Annotated in this window: 5 protein-coding genes; all 5 read right to left on the bottom strand. The window is 71.5% G+C overall.

Annotated features, from left to right (window positions below; genetic code table 11):
• Positions 1–29: 29 nt before the first annotated feature.
• Positions 30–1,646, bottom strand: coding sequence for a ShlB/FhaC/HecB family hemolysin secretion/activation protein (locus I6I07_RS17825; protein ID WP_198483088.1), 1,617 nt, complete (start codon positions 1,644–1,646; stop codon positions 30–32).
• 321 nt (positions 1,647–1,967) lie between these two features.
• Positions 1,968–14,660, bottom strand: a complete 12,693-nt coding sequence (locus I6I07_RS17820) for a filamentous haemagglutinin family protein (protein WP_198483087.1) — start codon at positions 14,658–14,660, stop codon at positions 1,968–1,970.
• Between the two features lie 192 nt (positions 14,661–14,852).
• A complete protein-coding gene (locus I6I07_RS17815) occupies positions 14,853–15,818 on the bottom strand; it encodes a FecR family protein (RefSeq protein WP_198483086.1) in 966 nt (321 codons plus the stop codon).
• Between the two features lie 4 nt (positions 15,819–15,822).
• Entirely contained in the window at positions 15,823–16,365 is a 543-nt protein-coding gene (locus I6I07_RS17810) for an RNA polymerase sigma factor (RefSeq protein ID WP_198483085.1), read from the bottom strand.
• Between the two features lie 5 nt (positions 16,366–16,370).
• On the bottom strand, positions 16,371–17,069 hold the full coding sequence (locus tag I6I07_RS17805) for an STN domain-containing protein (protein WP_198483084.1): 699 nt from the start codon (positions 17,067–17,069) through the stop codon (positions 16,371–16,373).
• Positions 17,070–17,235: the final 166 nt, after the last annotated feature.

Raw genomic sequence — 17,235 nt, 5'->3', positions numbered from 1 at the left:
CTCCGGGGTAAATACGGTTTCGCGCGCGCTCAGAAGCTGGCGCGGACGCTGAAGTTCAATCGGGGATCGTGTTTCTTGGTGTTGGGGCCGTCCTTGAGCGGATAGCCCCAGTCCAGCGAGCCGGACAGCCAGTCCAGCACCTGCAGGCGCGTGCCCAGGCCGACGCTGGCCAGCGAATAGCTGGAATCCTGCTCGGGCAGCGGGTCGCGCAGGCGCAGCGTGGCGGCGTCGGCGAAGGCATAGAAGCGCCATTCGTTGACATTGCTGCCAAGCCAGCGCGCCAGCGACGGCGTGCGCCACTCGACCGAGCCGAGGAAGCCGTCGTCGCCGGTGCGCTCGGCGGCCAGGTAGCCGCGCACGCTGGTGCTGCCGCCGGCGGAGAATTGCTCGTTCGAGACCAGCGCGCCCGAGGACAGCTGGAAGCCGCCGCGCAGGCCCAGCTGCCAGTCGCCGAACAGGTTCTGCGTATGGGTGCCGTCACCGCGCAGCAATGCGAAGCTGGGGCTGGCGCGGTAGCGCTTGTCGTCGAATTCCTTCCAGTCGCTGCCCAGGCCGAAGAACGAGCGGCTGGCGCCGACGATCGACAGGCCGACGCTGCTCTGCGAGGCCTCGGAATAGCGGTAGCCGTTGTACGAGAACGTGAACGGCACGTACTTGAGCGGGATCAGGTCTTCGTTGCCGCCAAAGCGCGTGGTCTCGTCGAACTTCTTGTAGTCCAGGCCGACCGACAGCGAGTTGTACCAGTCGCCCTGCGGCGCCATGGTGTAGATGGCGCTCATGCCGAACGAGTGACCTTTGCCCAGCACGTTGGTGCCGCCGATGGTGGCGACGTTGCTGTCGCTCTTGTAGCCGGTGAACTGCAGGCTCCATTGCTTGCCCAGCGGCATCGAGTACGAGCCGGACCAGACCTTGGCGTTGTCGGTTTCCTGCGGCGCGGTGAAGAACGTCAGGCTGACCGAATGGCCCAGCTGCCACAGGTTGTCATAGCCCAGCGACGCCGTGCTGCGCAGGCGCGTGGTGTCGGCGCTGTAGTCGTTGTTCAGGCCCAGGCTGGCGTGCCAGGGGTTCTTGTCCTCGACCTTGAGGTCGACGTCCATGGTGCCCGGGATGCGGCCTTCCTTGACCAGCGGCACCACCTGGCGGCTGGCGCCCTTGTTCAGGTTGGTCAGCTCGGCCTGCGCCTGGTTGAAGTTGGGCACCTCGCCTTCCTGCAGCGCCGGCACTTCGTCGCGGATGGTCAGCGGCGAATAGTGCTTGGCGCCCACCACGCGCACGCGGCCGACCTTGGTTTCGGCGACCTGCAGGAACACGATGCCGTCGGCCACCTGCTGCTCGGGCAGGTCGACGTACACGGACTGGTAGCCGCGCTCCTGGTAGACCGTCTGCAAGGCCTCGCGCGCCGACTCGATGTCGGCCAGCGTGCGGTCTGGTCCCAGGTAGGGATAGACGGCCTTCTCGATGTCGCGCGCATCCAGCACGGTGTTGCCGCGCACGATGTATTCGTTGATGTTGACGCGACGCGCCTCCTGCGCGGCCGGCGCCGGTTGCGCCCAGGCCACGTTCGCGGCCAACGCCAGCACCACCGCTCCCGGCGCGCTGCGCATCATGGCGCGCAGCGCGCCGCCCTTGCTCTCGAAATCATGCATAGCGATGCACTCAGTTCCTTGTGTGATAGCCGGTCTGGCACCGGCCGCTACCGTGCAGCGCGCTTGCGACAATCCTGTTACGGCTTTCTGCCCGCATACCCGCGTCTACAGCTTCTGCTTCTTACTAGACGTTCCCGGAGGGCGCGGACTGCGCGTTGTAAGAAAAATTTCATGAAACAGCGCGGGCCCGGGGAAAAGGTGCGCAAGAAAGAATCAGGGCCCGGTTTTCGCCGGGCCCTGATGCGTTTTTCGCACGTCGTCTTGATGACGGCGGCATGACAACCGGCCGGCTTTTTGCCGACCGGTTGCAACCCCGTGGCGTCAGCCGCCGCTGTCCGCGCCCTGCACCTGCACCACGCCGTCGGGACGGTAGGACGGCGTGGCCGCGCGCGGCTGCGGCGTCGCGCCCGCGCCGGCCAGCGGCTCCTCGCCATAGCCCAGGATCTGCACGTTGATGACCGACGGCTGGTTCTGCCGCGACTGCTGGCGGGCGCGCTGCACCGAGTCCTCGGCCGCGCCGGACGCGGCCGAGGACGCCGCGCTGGCCGAGGACAGCGCGCCGGTGTTGACCACTGCCGTCACCGGGATGCCCTTGCTGTCGCCCTGCACCTGGATGTTGGCCGCGTTGACCACGTGCAGCGCCGCCACGTTGACGTTGCCCGACACGCGGATGCCGGCCTCGCCCGCGTCGATGGTGCCCAGCGGCGCGATCAGGTCGACGTCGCCGGCCGGCACTTCGGCGATCGGCGCCAGCGTGGCGATGCCGGCGCCGGTGGACGGCGCCGTCGGCGCCAGGGTGACGTTGCCCAGGGCGTCGTAGACGCGCTTGGGCGGCGTGTAGATCACCGTGGTCTTGGCGCCGCGGCCGGCGTTGATGTCGCCCTCGGCCGACCACGCCTGGATGTGGCCGCCGAAGGTGGTCATGATGCGGCTCTGGCCCAGCAGCACGCTGCCCAGCGCGTACAGCTGGATGTCGCCCTGCCCCTGCGTCACCACGCCCGCCGTCGCCGGCGGCGCCGCGCCCTCGATGCCCAGCACCTGCTGTCCGCCCGGCGTCAGCAGCTGGATGTCGCCGCCGAATTGCGTGCGCAGGCCGGCGCCGCCATACATGGTGAAGTCGCCCTGGTACAGGCGCTGCGCGCCCTCGGCGTCGGTCTGCGGGAACAGCGCCGCGATGGCGCGGCGGCCGCGCAGGTAGCTGCCGCTGCGCGGGCCGTCCTGGTCGTTGTACTCGCGGCCGCTCTTGCGCAGTTCGGCGAAGTACAGCTGGCGCGCATAGATGCCCTGCTGTTCGGACGCCAGGGCATCCAGCGCGGCGCGCGCGCCGTCCTCGCCGCCGTCGTAGCCATGATGCGCGCGCAGCCAGTTGACCAGGTGCAGCTCGCTTTCCTGGCGATAGTCCTGCATCAGGTCGCGGCGCTTGCGCGACGGATCGGCCGCCACCTCGGCATCCAGCTGCGCCTGGCGCTGCGCCAGTTCGGCCGGCGCGCCGGACTCGTCGCCCTGGTAGCCATACACCTGCCGCAGCCAGCCGGCCAGCGACAGCTCGCCGGCGTAGGATTGCACCACGCCGTCCGGATTGGCGCCCAGCGTCTGGCCGGCGGCCAGCGCCCGCGCCGGGTCCAGGTAGCGCGCCAGCAGGCCGGCGTAGTCCGGCCCCTGCGGTCCGACGCCCGCCAGCACGGCAACGCTGGCGCCGGGGCGCGCGTCGCCGCGCACGATGGCGCCGACGCTGACGATGCTGGCCACGTCGTCCTGGCGAATGTTGCGGCCCGCCTGCACCAGCAGCGTGCCGGGGCCGGCCACCTTCAGATCGGCCTGCACGATGTCGCGCCCGGCCATCACCTGCGACAGGTCGTTGGCGTTGCTGTGCAGGCCCAGCGCGCTCATCCCCAGGATGTCGCGCCCCGCCCGCACCGAAACCGGCAATGCGGCCTCGTACCAGGTCAGCACGGTTCTGGACCGGCCCTGCAGGACCGTTGTCGCGATCCGCGTCTCGGCGCCGGCGCGCAGGCCGACGATATCGCCATTCACGGCATGGAAACGCGCCACTCCCGTTCCGCCTTCGCGCGGCGACGCATCCAATGGTGTATCGGGACCGAACGTGAAAAGCGGCTTGGGCGAGTTCGGCCAGACCTTGTTGCCCTCGACCGAGATATTGAAGATGGTCTGGTCGTTGGTCTCGCCCGCATTGACGGCCATGAAGCCGGGACGCCACGGCGTCGGCAGCGGCGTGTCCGCCCCCGACATCGACACCGCATGCGCGCCCGCGGCGAAGATCGAGCCGCCGGCCAGCATCGACAATTCACCGCTGGACGACGGCGCCAGCAACAGCACGTGATTGACGCCTTCCGCCTCGCGCGTGGTGGCGGCCAGGATGATATTGCCGCCGGCCGCCGTCACGCCAAGCCTGGACGGGTAGAGGTAGCTCATCTGCCGCTGCGCGCCCAATCGGGTCGTGTCATCGGTCAGCAGGTCCGTGCCCGGCTTGAAGGTATTGTTGGCGGTCAGCGGCGTCAGGTTGCCGCCCGCCGAGAACAGGTCGATGGCCGTGGCCGGCGTCCACAACGTGAACCAGCTTTCGGCGCCGCCGCCCTTGGACAGGCTGCCCTGGACGTAGGGGCTGGTATTGATCTGGAACACACGGCCGGGATCCGGCGCGTCGGCCAGCACCAGGTCGCCGCGCGTATCCAGCGAGGCCACCGCATCGCCCAGCAACAGGCGCGGCCCGCCCATGGGCTTGCCGCCGCCCACCGCGGACATATCGGGCGCACGCAGCTGCGCGCCGTCGCCATAGAACAGCGAGATGCCGCCGACGCGGCCCGCCGTCAACGCCAGTTGCCCGCGCAGATTGACCAGCAGCCCGTTCAGATCGACATCCTCGAAGTTGCCGGCATAGCCGGTGCCCGTGCCCGCGCTGCCGTCGGTCTGCTGCATCGCGCGCAGATTGGGGTTGTAGGCGCCACCGATGCGCAGATCCATGTCGCCGCCGCCCGTCAACACCAGGTCGCCGCCGACCACCCGGCCGGTGCCGGCCACCACCGCCACCAGGGCCTGCGAACGGCCGGATGCCAGATTGTTGTTGAGCAGCGCGTCGCCGCGCGCATCGCGCACGCCCGCATCGCGTCCGGCGCTGATGCTGAGATTGCCGCCGCCCAGGGTGCCGAAGCCGGTGAAACCCACCACCCGGGGCTGCTCGCTGTTGGAGGCCGAATTGTTGGCGTACGCGCCGAAGTTGATCCACCAGCTCGACGCGATGTCCGTCACGCCCGGCATGCCCACGCTGCCCTGGCGCCACAGCCAGTTGCTGAGCGCGGCGCTGGGGTACTTGGAGAATTCGGCGTCCTGGCTGCCGTAGGGCTGGGCGTTCATGGAATTCTTGCTCCATGCGTCGCCATAGATGTCGCGGCCGGCCGCCACGGTCAGGTTGCCGCCCTGGTCCGGGTACCAGGCGCGGTAGGCGGCCAGCGCCGCGTCGTACTTGCCGTCGTACTGGATGGTGCCCAGCACGGCGTCATCGACGGTGGTGCCGCGTGGCAGGTTGAAGCGCGCGTCCAGCGCCGCCCCCAGCGACGACGGCGCGCCGGCCGTGTACACGCCGTACACCGACGCCATGCCGACGTCGCGCCCGGCCAGCAGCGACATATCGCCCGTGCCGGTGCGCAGCACGCTGAACAGCGGCGTGCGGTCGGCGTAGCGGTAGTCGCGCGTGACGGTGGTCTCGGTGCGGCCGCCGCCTTCACAATAGCTGGCCGCCCCGCAGAATTCCTCCTCCGAAACGCCCCACTCGGCCTCCAGCTCCGTCACGTAGCGCCCCTTGCCCGACTCGTCGCCGAACCAGTAGAGCGAACCCGCCGCCGTCAGCTTGCGCTTGCCCGCCTCGCAATAGCCCGTGCCGTTGCAGAAGTCGTCCTCCGTCATGAAGAAGCTTTCGGCAATGGCCTTTGGCGAGGTTCCCAGCAGGGACTGATCCAATTCCAACTCGTCGATGGCGAGCTGCGTCAGCACCCGCTCGCCGATGAATACGTTGGTGGTGGTCTTGTTGCCATAGCCCAGCCGGCCATAGTGCGTGTCGGCCAGGATGATGTCGCCCTGCCCGTCCGGCCGGCGCGCCGCCATGTCGGCCGCCGTCAGGTCGGCGCCCGCCACCGCCATCAGGCTCCAGGCGCTGGCGCCTTCGCCCAGCATCGGCGCCAGGGCCCAGTTGCGGCCCTGCCGGCCATCCGGGCCGACGGGACGCAGGTTGATGGGTTGATGGCCCGGCAGTTCGATGAAAGTCTGCGACGGGATCAAAGAACCGCGCGCCAGCTCCAGGCGCGCGCTGGCCTTGAGCGCCGCCGGCAGCGCCACGCCCTTGGGCCAGGTGAAGGCCTGCAGCGCCGCCTCGTTGCGCAGCGTGAAGCCCACGCCCAGGCGGGCGCCCGCGCCCAGCGTCAGCGCCTCCTGCAGCACCGAGCCGGCGCGCAGCACGCGGCCGTCGGCCAGCGTCAGGTCGCCGGTCAGCACCAGGCCGGCGGGCAGCGCCAGCGGGCCGTTCAGCGTCGCCGCCATCGGCAGCACGGTGCCGGCCGGCAGCGTGGCGGCCTGCGCCGGCAGGTCGTAATTGAGCGCCCGGCCGGCCGGGAACACCGTGCCCGCTTCCAGCTGAACGCCATCGATGGGCACCACCAGATCCTCGCCGAACGGCGTCTGGCCATTGCCCAGGAAACGCCCTTCGACCAGCTTCCAGCCGCTGTCGTCGATCGTCTCGGGCGGCGGTGCGAAGCCGTCGTTGATGCTGCCGTGGATGGCCAGGTCGCCGCCGGCGCGCAGCACCAGCTTGCCGGGCTCGCCGTAGCCGCGCAGCGCGGCCACCGTGCGGTTGGCATTGGGGCCATAGCGGTAGTTCGACAAGTCGATGTCGCCCGACACCGTCAGGTTGCCATCGGGCGTGGCGCTGACGATCTCGACGCCGGGGCGCAGGTGGTACGGGCCCAGGGCCGCCAGGCGGGCGGTCAGCGCGCCATTGCCGAGCGCGGCGTTGATGTAGGCCACGCTCTCGCCGTCGATGCCGTCCAGGTAGGCCTGCGTGATCAGCTGCGGCGTCTTGCCGCTGACGTCTGGCTTGGGCGCCAGCGGCGCGTCGTCGTAGCGGCGGAAGGCGTTCACGGCGACGGTCTTGGCGCCCAGGATCTGCGGCGTGCCCGTGATGCGGATGGCCACGTCATTGGCGCCGTCGCCGGAGCCGGCAATGGCGCCGCGCTCGCCGCCGCCGCCCAGGCGGCGGGCGTTCAGGTCGAGCGTGCCGAGCTGGCGGCCGCCCAGGCGACTGGGGTCGTCGGTGCCGGCGCGCAGGTCGAAGCGCGCGCCAGCGTCCAGCGCCAGCGTACCGTCGCGCGAGGTCAGTTCGATGATGGCGCGGTTGGCGGCGTCGATCACCTTGCCATAGCTGTCCAGGCGCAGGCGTGCGCCATGCGTGTCCAGCAGGCCGTTGATGCGCAGGTCGTCACGCGCCGCCAGGCGGATGCTGCCGACCTGGCGGCCGCTGGCGTCGATGCGGCCATTGATGGTGAGGCTGCCGCCATCGACGCTGATCTCGACCACGCGCGCCCGCAACTCGTCGCCCACCACCAGGTCGCCCTGCTTGAGCTGGAAGCGGCGGGCGCCGGTGACGCCGCCCTGGTTCAGCCGTTGATTCAGGCCGGCGAAATCCGCCAGCGTCTGCGCGCGCAGGGTGATCTCGGCGCCGTCATAGGGCACGCGCGTGCCGCCGGCGTCGTGCTCGCCGCTGGCCCCGCCCAGAATGACGCCGTCCAGCGCCACGTGGCCGCCGGCCGCGCCCAGCGCCACGGCCTGCATGCGGCCGCCGCGCTGGTTGCGCGCCGACAGGTCGATGACCGACCCGGCCGCCTGCGTGATATTGCCCGTCACGCTATTGAGTTCAAGGTCGCCGCCCCAGCTGTAGCGGGTGGCATCAAACGCCGTGAAGGCGCGTCCCGCCAGGTCGATGCGCGCCCCGGCGCCCAAGGTGATGTCGCCATCGGCCTTGACGGTCAGCTTGCCCGACGGCAGCGCCACGGTCGAATCCAGCGTGACGCGCTGCGCCTTCAGATCGAGCGTGGCGCCCAGCACGTCGCGGGCGGGCGCCACGGCGCCGGTGCCCGTCAGCGCCAGCGCGCCGCCGGCGCGCAACGCCAGCGTCGCGCCCGCCTCGCCGGTCAATAGCGGCGTGCGCAGCGTCAGATCGCCGCCCTGGTAGCGCCAGCCTTCTTGCGCCACATAGCCGTTCTGCTTGTGATAGACGTGCAGGCTGCCGGTCGACACGCCCGTGATCATCTGGGCGGCCTCCAGGTTGACCGCGGCAAAGCCCAGCGCCAGCCGGTTGGCCGGCACCAGCGAGGCCGGCACCGTGTAGGGCGAGTAGTCGAAGCGGATGACATCGGCCGCGATGGTCAGGCTGCCGTCGCCCAGGCGATCCAGCACCGCGCCGCCCGGCGCCGCGGGCTGGTCGTAGCCCAACGGCACGTTGCCGGCCGTCGTGGCCCTGACCGAGCCGGCCCAGACGAATTCCGACGCACTGATGCGCGCCGTGTCGCCCGCCGCGCCATAGCCATACACGGCCGGCGCGCCCAGCACCAGGCGCCGCAACGCCGAGGGACCGGCCGCGGCGCGGGTGTCCAGCGTCACCGCGCCATACACGTTGATGGATTCGGCGGCATTGAGGATCAGGCTTTCCAGCGCGGGCGCGCCCAGCGCCGTATTGCCTCGCAGCAGCCGCGCCAGGGCATCCTGGTCCAGCGCCAGTCCGGGCGGCAATTGTCCTTCTGCTGCGGCCTGGGCCAGCGCCTGCGGCGAGCCCAGGTTCAGGCCGGACACGCTCAGCATCAGGTTGCGCGTGCCGTACTCGACGTTGTCGCGCAAGGTGAAGGCGCCGTTGGTGGCCGCGCCCAGGGTGCCTTCCGACACCAGGCGCGTGGTTCCCGAGCAGACGCTCGCGCAGGCGCCGATGTCGATGGCCACGCGGCCGTCTTGCGTCGGCGGTCGCAGGTTGACCAGTCCATTGGACAGGACCAACGCGCCGTTGGACTGGACCGAATAGTAGTAGCCGCCACGCGCGTCCTGCGGCGCCGGCCCCAGCCCGACGGTGGACAGGACGGCCCCCTGCTCGATGGTGATATTGCCGTTGTGGGGCGAGAACAGCGCGATCTCCGGCGCGTACAGGCTGGCGCCGCCGCGCACCAGCACGCGCTGGGCGTCGCCGGCCAGGCTGATCGCGCCGAGCGAATCGGCCTGGGTGGAGGCGCCTATCACGCCCCCCAGCACCATGCGGGCCGGACGCAAGGCATTGAGCGCGTCCGCGGAGACGGCCACGCCAGGGCCCGCCAGGGCCGGCGCCTGCCCCGGACCCAGGATTTCCAGGCCGCCACCGCGCACGTCCACGGCCAGGGTGCCGCCCGCGCCGGTGCTGCCCGGCGCCGCGGAGAAGCGCGCCACGCCGCCGAACGACAGGGCCGGCGTGCCTTCGCGGCCCGCGCCCGGCGTCAGCTTCAGGCGCAGCATGCCCGCGTCGGCCGGCAGCATCGGCAACGGCGTGCCGGTGCGCGCCGCGTTCGCCACCAGGAAAGCGTTGTACGAGGTCTCGTTGTATTGCGCATGGCGCCGTACCACGTCGCCCGGCGTCACCAGCAGCTGACTGGCGAGCACCGCGCCCGGGTTGACGCCCGGCGCCGTCATCCGGCCCGTGGTCACCCAGGAGCCGCCGCGGGTCGGCGCGGCCTGCGCGGCGTCGAACACGCCCGGAGCAAAGGCCTCGACGCGGAACGCGCCCGGCAGCATGGCGAAATTGGCGGGCAACAGCGTGTAAGTGCCGGGCGGCAACCCCGGCACGCCGGCGCCGATGGTGACGCGCTGGCCGTACGCAGGCATGGCGGCGTCTTTCGTGGCCGGCGCATAGTCGCCGCCGAAGCCGGGCACGATGGCATAGACGGCATTGCCGGACTTGCTGAAACCGAAGCCGGGATTGGCGTCCGCCATGGCGTACTTGAGCACGTCCACCGAGCCGCCACGTCCGCGCACGAACGCGGCGCCGGTCAGTTCGCCGCCGCCGGACAGGTCCAGCAGCGAGCCGGCCTCGGCCACGACGGATTTCATGTTGATCTGGATCATGCGGGATGGCGCGCCGTTCGTGTCATTGCCGCCCACGCCGCTGGTCCGGATCTCCTGCCCGCCGTACAGGTACTTGATGCCGTCGGTGGTGCCGCCATACGGCATTACCACCCCCTGGCCGCTGATCGACGTCACGCTGCCGGCCAGGAAGCGCACGCTGGACGGCGCGCCTTCGGGCCCCATGAACAGAATCGAGCCGAGCGGCGCGCGCACCACCCCGCCCTGGATGATATTGGGCCCCGACAAGGTCACCGCGCCGAAGGCGGAATACGGCATGTCGGGCATGCCCTCCGTGGCGCGCCGGATCGTCAGCACCGCATCCGGATTCTTCACCGCGCCGCCGCCGCCCTGCCCGTAGTATTCGCCCGCGGCAATCCCGCCGCCGCCGCGGGTGGTGGGGTAGATCTGGGCCGCGGTGATGGTCAGGCGGTTGGGCGCGGCCAGCAGCGTATTGCCATTGAAGTCCTGGCCCATGGACACGCCTGTCAGGCGCAGGTCGCCGGTCAGGTTGACCTGGACATCATCGAAGCTGAGCAAGTCGCGCATGCCGCGCAGATCCATCATGCCGGCGTCCAGCACCAGGCGATGCCCGCGCTTGAGCCACTCCGGCATCACCACGCCGACTTGCACCACGCTGTCGGATCCCAGCGGCGGCGCATAGGCCGCGTGATTCACGAACATGTACGGGGCCGACAGCTGCACCAGGCTGCCCGCGGGCGCGTTCTGGCCCAGCATCAGCGGGCCCGACAGGCGCAGGCTCTGCGGCATGGCGAGCGTCAGGCTGTTCTCGACCCGCATCGACGCGAACAGCGCCAGGTTACCGAAGCCGCCGGCCTGGACCTGGTCCACGCCCAGGCCGCCGACGCCATAGCGCAGGTTGCCGCCGACTTCGCCCGGACGCAGGCCGGCGGGCAGCAGCGAAGCGCCCCGCTGCTGCGACAAGGTCAGGACGCGCGGCGTCAGCACCTCGGCCTCGGCCAGGTTTCTCAGATAGAAGGCGGGCGACAGCGCCACGCCCAGGGTGCCACCCACCGCGCCCGCTCCGCCCGCCGTGGCGCGCAGGTCGCCGTCCAGGTACAGGCTGTTGGCCGACGCCAGCACGATGCTGCCGCCGTTGTAGGCCAGCAGCGTGGCGCCGCGCCCGGGCAGGTCCACCAGCGCCTGCGCCCCGGATGCGTCCAGCAGCGAGCCGGGACGCAGGATCAGGTGCCGGTCCATCGGACGGCGCGGGGCGTAGGCGTCGACCTCCCAGTCCAGCATGCCGCCGATCTCGATATTGCCGCCGGCGCGCGCCACGCCGTAGCGGCGGCCGTCGGTGGCCAGCGCGACGTGGCTGTCGCCGGCCACGTCCAGCACCGCGCGCTCGCCGATCCACACCGAACGGCCGTTGGCCTTGGGGGTGTAGTTCTGCTGCGAATCCACCCGCGTATCCAGGATCGAGATCAGGCCGCCTGGCGCCACCAGGCGCCCCAGCACGGTGATCTGGTCGCCGCCGACAAGGCGAATCGACTGGCCCGGGTCCACCGTGACCCGCCCGCCTTCGCCGATCTCGAGCACGCCGCCGACGGTCGCGCGGTCCGAGCGCAGGGCCAGGCTGGCGCCGCCGCGCTGGGTCAGCTTGCCGCGCTTGGGATCTTCCGCGTACAGCGGCGGCGTCCACAGCAGCAGGGCCTCGGCCGGATCGGCGCCCGTCAGCGGCAGCGCGCCGGTTTCACGCCGCATGCGCCATACCGGCATGGCAACGTCGAGATTCACGCCCTCGGCGACCCGCAGGCCGCCATGGCCGTTGATGTCATAGCTGGCGAAGCCGGCCTGGAACAAGGACGGATCCAGCCGCACGACATTGACCGGCAGGCCATCGGCCGGACCGCCCAGGACCAGGCTGCCGCCGCTGGCGATGCTCAGGGCGCCGCCGCCATTGACGCCATAGCCGCGCACCACGCCGGCCAGCGACACCTTGCCGCCCGACTCGGGCTGCGTGCTGACCGCATTGGCCTCCAGCGTCACGCTGCCGCCGCGCCCGCCCTGCACCGCGCCGCTGGTCAGCAGCGCCGCGCCCGACGACACATCGATCAGGCTGCCCGCCGCCAGCGTCACGTCGCCGGTGCCGCGCAGCGACACGCGGCCGCCATCGATGACCGCCAGGCCGCGCTGCGCGGCCGGATCCTGCTTCAGATTGCTCCACAGGCCGCGCGTATCGAGCACGACACCGCCCGCCACGCGCAGCGCGGCCTTGGCGCCATTGGCCGGCGGCAACGTGACCTCTTCGAGGCGGCCGGTTTCGCTCGGCTGGCGCAGCGTATTGCCCGCCTGGATCAGGCCGCCACGGCTGACCAGATCGGCGTTGATGTCGATGGTGGGCGCATACAGCGTGATCTCGCCGCCATCGGCGCTGCGCAAGGTGGCGTCCACGCTGATGCCGCGGCCGGCGGCCAGGCGGATCGCGCCCAGGCCGAAGCCGTTCAGGCGATCGGCATCCAGGGTCAGCTTGCCGCGCAGGTCGGCGGGCAGCGCGTCGGTCAGATCCAGGCCCGCGGAACGCTGCCCCAGGCCCTTGCCCACCGCCACCTCGGCGGCCGTGCCGGTGGCGCCCAGCTGGTAGCGCAGGAAATTGCCGGCGGTGTCGTAGTACGGCTTGTAGCTGCCCACCACGAACTGCGCCGCGCGCGCCGCGTTGCGGTGCGACTGGCTGTAGCCGTCCTGGCCGGCCACCGGCGCGCGCGTCTGGCGGTCGCCCTGGTAGGTGTCGCTGATCAGGTCGCCGTCCAGCACCGCGTTGCGGGTCGATATCACCAGCGTGCCGGCGTCGCGACCCACGGTATAGCCCGATTCGTAGCGAGTCGGCGGCGCGATCAACGGGTTGTAGAAGCGCCGCGTGGCGTTCTCGCCCCAGCGCCGCGACACCGCCTCGTAGCCCCGGTACAGGCCGCTGTAGAGCAGGTCGCCCGGCGCGCGGTCGGCCAGGTACAGGCGGCCGTCCTCGCCGCGCAGCCAGCTCTGGCGGATCTCGCCGCTCTGCACGTCGAGCGTGCCGCCCGACAGGTTGATGGCCGAGCCGGCCTGCGTCACTACCTCGGCGCCATCGAAGCGCACCACGCCGCCCTGCGCCAGCCAATGGCTCACCGGCACGCCCAGCGTGCCCAGGTAACCGCCCACTTCCAGCAGGCCGCCGGCGGTGTACCAGCGGTCGGCGTCGTTGCCGCCGCTGCCCGCCGCCAGGCGCACCAGGTCGCGCCGGTCGAGCCACACCTCGCTGTTGTTCAGCAGCTTGCTGTCGCGGTTGACCGGCGCATCGCGCTGCTCGTTGCCCTGCAGGTTGATCTTGAGGTTGTTGGACTCCATCGACACGATCACGCCGACCGCGCCGCCCACGTCGATGCGCGCGCCGTCGCGCACCAGCGCGCGGCCGTCGGCCTTCACCGCCACCTGGCCGCCGGTGGCCAGCGACAGCGAGCCGCCCTGGAAATCCACGGTGCCCTGGCTGCTGATGCGCAGCAGCGACAGGTCGCGGCGGAATTCGTCGCCCAACACCAGGGCGGTATTGCCGCCCACGACGGGTTGCAGCAAGCTGCCGCGCTGGCCGTCCAGCGCGGTGGTCAGGCTGGCGTCCACCAGGATGGCGCTGACCGCGCTTTCCGCCAGCGTCACGGCCGCGCCCGTGCCGCGCGCGTCCAGGTGGATGGTGCCGCGCGCATCCACCGACGTGGTCGAGACCAGCACGCCGGCCTGCTCCACGCGCCGCGCGGCCAGGGTGATATCGCCTTGCGGCGCCTGGATCAGGCCGGTGTTGCGCGCCAGGCCGTCGCCGGCCGCCTGCACCTCGTTGCCGCGGGTGGTGGACGCGACATTGCTGTCCGAACCCTGGCCACGGCGGATGATGAAACTGTCGCCCGCGGCCAGCAGCGCCTGGCCCTGCGGCGTGCTGATCTCGCCGGCGTTGAGCACTTCCTTGCCGGCCAGCAGCACGTAGCCGCCGCCGCGCGTGGCGCTGCCGGGCGTGGCGGTGGCCAGGCGCGCGCCGGGCTGCACCTCGATTTTGCCGAGCGCGTCCTGGAAGGTGGCGATGGTGCCGTCGGCGTTGGCGTAGATGCCGCGCTCGCGGAACTGCGCGTCGCTCATGGTGGCGGCCGCGACCACCAGGTTGCGCGCGTTGACCTGGCTGGTGCCGCTGAAGATCACGCCGTTCTGGTTCACCACCAGCACCGTGCCGTCGGCCTTGATCGCGCCCTGGATCTGACTGGGTTTGGCCGACGCGCCCACCACCCGGTTCAGCACCGCGTCGTCCGCGCCCTGCTTGAACTGCAGCGTGGTATTGCGGCCGATGTTGAACGTGTCCCAGTTCAGGATGGCGCGCGACTGCGTCTGCTCGATGGTCACCAGCTGGCGCCCGCCTTCGGTGCCAGCGGTGGGTTTGTTCGCGCCGTCCCACTTGGCCTGCGCGCCCTCGGCGATCCACAGGCCGCCGGGCGCCAGGCCGTCCGGCACGCCGCCCCCGTTGGCCGCCGCGGCCGCGCGGGCCGCCGCCTGCGCCGCTTGCTGCGCGGCCACCGCCGCCGCGGTGCGGTTCAGGTTGTCCAGCGAGCGCTGCAGTTGCTGGCGCGACTGCGCCTGCTGGCGGGCCGTGTTGCCGATGCCGGCCAGCGAGCCATCCGGCATGCGACCGGTGCGTTGCGCGGTGGACTGCACCGCGTTCTTGTCGGCGAACCAGCCGGGGCTGAAGGCCCGCGCCTGGGCCTGCGCCGCGCCGCTCCAGCCGCCCGCCACCAGCAACACCGCCAACGCCTGGGTCAGCGGCGCCAGGCGCCAGGCGGGACGGCGCGAACGCCGCTGGGGACTGCGGGAAACGAGGGCGTGATTACGGCTGGGCATGACGGCTTTTCCTTCGTGGAATCGGATCTGGCATCTGCAGCGCCAGGACCGGTACGCCGGGAAAAAACGGCGACGCGGACCGGGCAGTTCTGCGCATGGGTGCCTAGACCGCTTCAAGCGTCATCGACTGCGCCTTTTCACAAAAAATTCATATTTCACGTTTTGGACGATCCGCGCCGCGCGTGGCGGCGTTCAGGTCAGCAACACGATGCCGCCGGGCAGCGACGTGACCTGGGCGCCGTAGGCATCGCGGATCAATAGCGCGGCATCGGCCAGCTGGTCCAGCGAAAAGCGCGCCTGCACCAGGCTGCCCGCCAGCCGGTCGCTCACCAGCACGATGCGGCCGGGGCGATAGCGGTTGATCTCGTCGACCACCTGCGCCAGCGGCACGTTGTTGAATTCCAGCACGCCGCGGCGCCAGGCCGTGACCTGGTCGGGGTCCACCCGCCGCGGCCCGCTGGCGCCGCCGGCGCCCAGCACCACCTGCTGCGCCGCGGTCAATTCCACCGACTCCTGGCGCAAGGTGACGCGGGCGCTGCCTTCCAGGCAGGTCACGCGCACCTGGCCATCGGTGTAGCGCACGTTGACGCACCCCGACGTGGCGCTGACACGGCCCGCGCCCGCCGTCAGGCTGACCGGCTGGCCGGCCGTCAGCAGCTCGACCTCGCCGGCCAGCAGGTCGATCTGCTGCGCCTGGCCGCTGCGCGACAGGTTGATGCGGGTCTGGGTGTTCAGCTGCACGCTGGCGTCGCCCGCCAGCGCCACGCGGCGCTGCTCGCCCGTGCCGCTGCGGACGTCGGCGGTCAGTTCATCCACCGCCGGCCACAGGCCCAGCGGCGGCTTGAACGCCAGCCACGCGCCGCAGGCCGCCACCGCGCCGCCCAGGAACGCGCGCCGCGCCGGCCGCGTGACGCGGGCGCGGCGCGCCTGCGCGGCCTGCGCCTGGCGCGCCGCCGGCGCCAGCTGCTGCCAGGCGCCGCGCGTTTCCTTGAAGACGCGGGCGTGCTCGGCGCTCTGCCCGCACCAGCGGCGAAAAGCCTCGCCATCGGCCACGCTGGCCTGGCCCGAGGCCAGCCGCACGACCCACGCCTGGGCCTCGCGCTTGAGCGCGGCAGCGGGGTCGCCGCCGGGGCGGGAGCGTCTGAAAAGGGTCGTCATGATGCTAAGACGTTTCCCGGGCCTGGGGACCGTAGCGCTGGACATACTTTTTTTCCAATTTCTCGCAACAGTGCTCCAGCCCCGCGCGCAATTCCTTTTCCACGGTCCGCACCGAAATGCCGAAACGCTCGGCGATCTCGCGGTGCGGCACCTCGTCGACCCGCGCCGCGATCACGATCGCCTGGCGCCGCCGCGGCAGTTCGGCCAGCGCCGCCTCCAGCGCCTCCAGCTGCTCGCGGCCCTCGGCCACCTGGGCCGGGCCGGCGGCCTCGTCGGCCATGTCGTACAGCTCCTCGATATCGGCCATCGACAGGAGGCGGGCATTGGCGCGCCGCTGGTCCTCGGCGATGTTCGAGGCGATCTTGAAGAGATAGGCGGCCGGATACTCCACCGGCGCGGTCTCGGCCAGGCTGTCGACCCGCAGCCAGGCTTCCTGCATGGCGTCGTTGGCCAGGTCTTCCGACCCCAGCCGGATGCGCAGGCGCTTGCGGAATTCCTGGTACTTGGACAGGAACAGGTTGCGCAGGGCGTCGCCGGTCATGGACATGCGGCTCAGCTCGCGGCGCCGGCCAGGCGGCAATCGGCGCGCGGGTCGGGCCGCGGCGCCAGCACGATGGTCACCGGCTGCGGCAGGTCGGCCGGCGGCGGCACATCCATGATGAGCCCGGACAGCACCCCGGCCAGCGCCTCGTCGCGGCGCGCGTCGCCGGTGCCCGACAGCACCCGCGCCTGGCGCACCACGCCGTTGCGGCCGATCCACAGCTGCAGCGAAGCGCGGTAGCGGCCGAACTGCGCGCCGGTCCATTGGCACAGCGCGCGCGTCACGGTGTTCTGCAATACGCCGGCATAGCGCGTCACCGCCGCCGCCGACGGCGCCGTGGCCGCCGCGCGCGGCGCGGGCGCGCTCGCGGCCGCTTCCACCAGCGTGAACGCCGACGCGCTGCTGTAGCGGGCCTGCAGGCCGGTGCCCGCCAGCAACAGGCGCAGCGCCTCGCGCGGCGCCAGCCGGCCGCGCACCGCGCTGCCCTGGCGGCCGGCCGTCAGGCGGCTGGTCACCAGCACCGCCATGCCCGTGGCCTGGGTGTACGCGGCCAGGGCCGCATCCAGCGGCTGCGCGGCGATGTCGAAGGGGATCAACGCCGTGTCCGCCGCCCGCGGCTGGGCCAGCGCGGCCGGCGGCAGCACCGACAGGCCGAACGCGAACCAGCAGGCGAACGCCCAAGCGGCCCCAGGCGCCTGCGTGACTGTCATAACACCCCGATGTCTCTAAGAGGACGACTGCGCGCCGGCGGTGGCCGGACGCAGGGCGGAAGCGGCATGGTAGCGAGCGGATATGACGGTCGGGTGACGCGCTCGTGACAGTTGCCGGCCCGCTCGCCGGCGATCGTCACGGGCGCGTCACGCCCCCCGGCGTGGC

It is taken from the genome of Achromobacter deleyi, from assembly GCF_016127315.1.
Lineage (GTDB): Bacteria > Pseudomonadota > Gammaproteobacteria > Burkholderiales > Burkholderiaceae_B > Achromobacter > Achromobacter insuavis_A.
The sequence above is the reverse complement of the archived record's forward strand: the minus strand, read 5'-3'. Positions and strand labels throughout refer to the sequence as shown.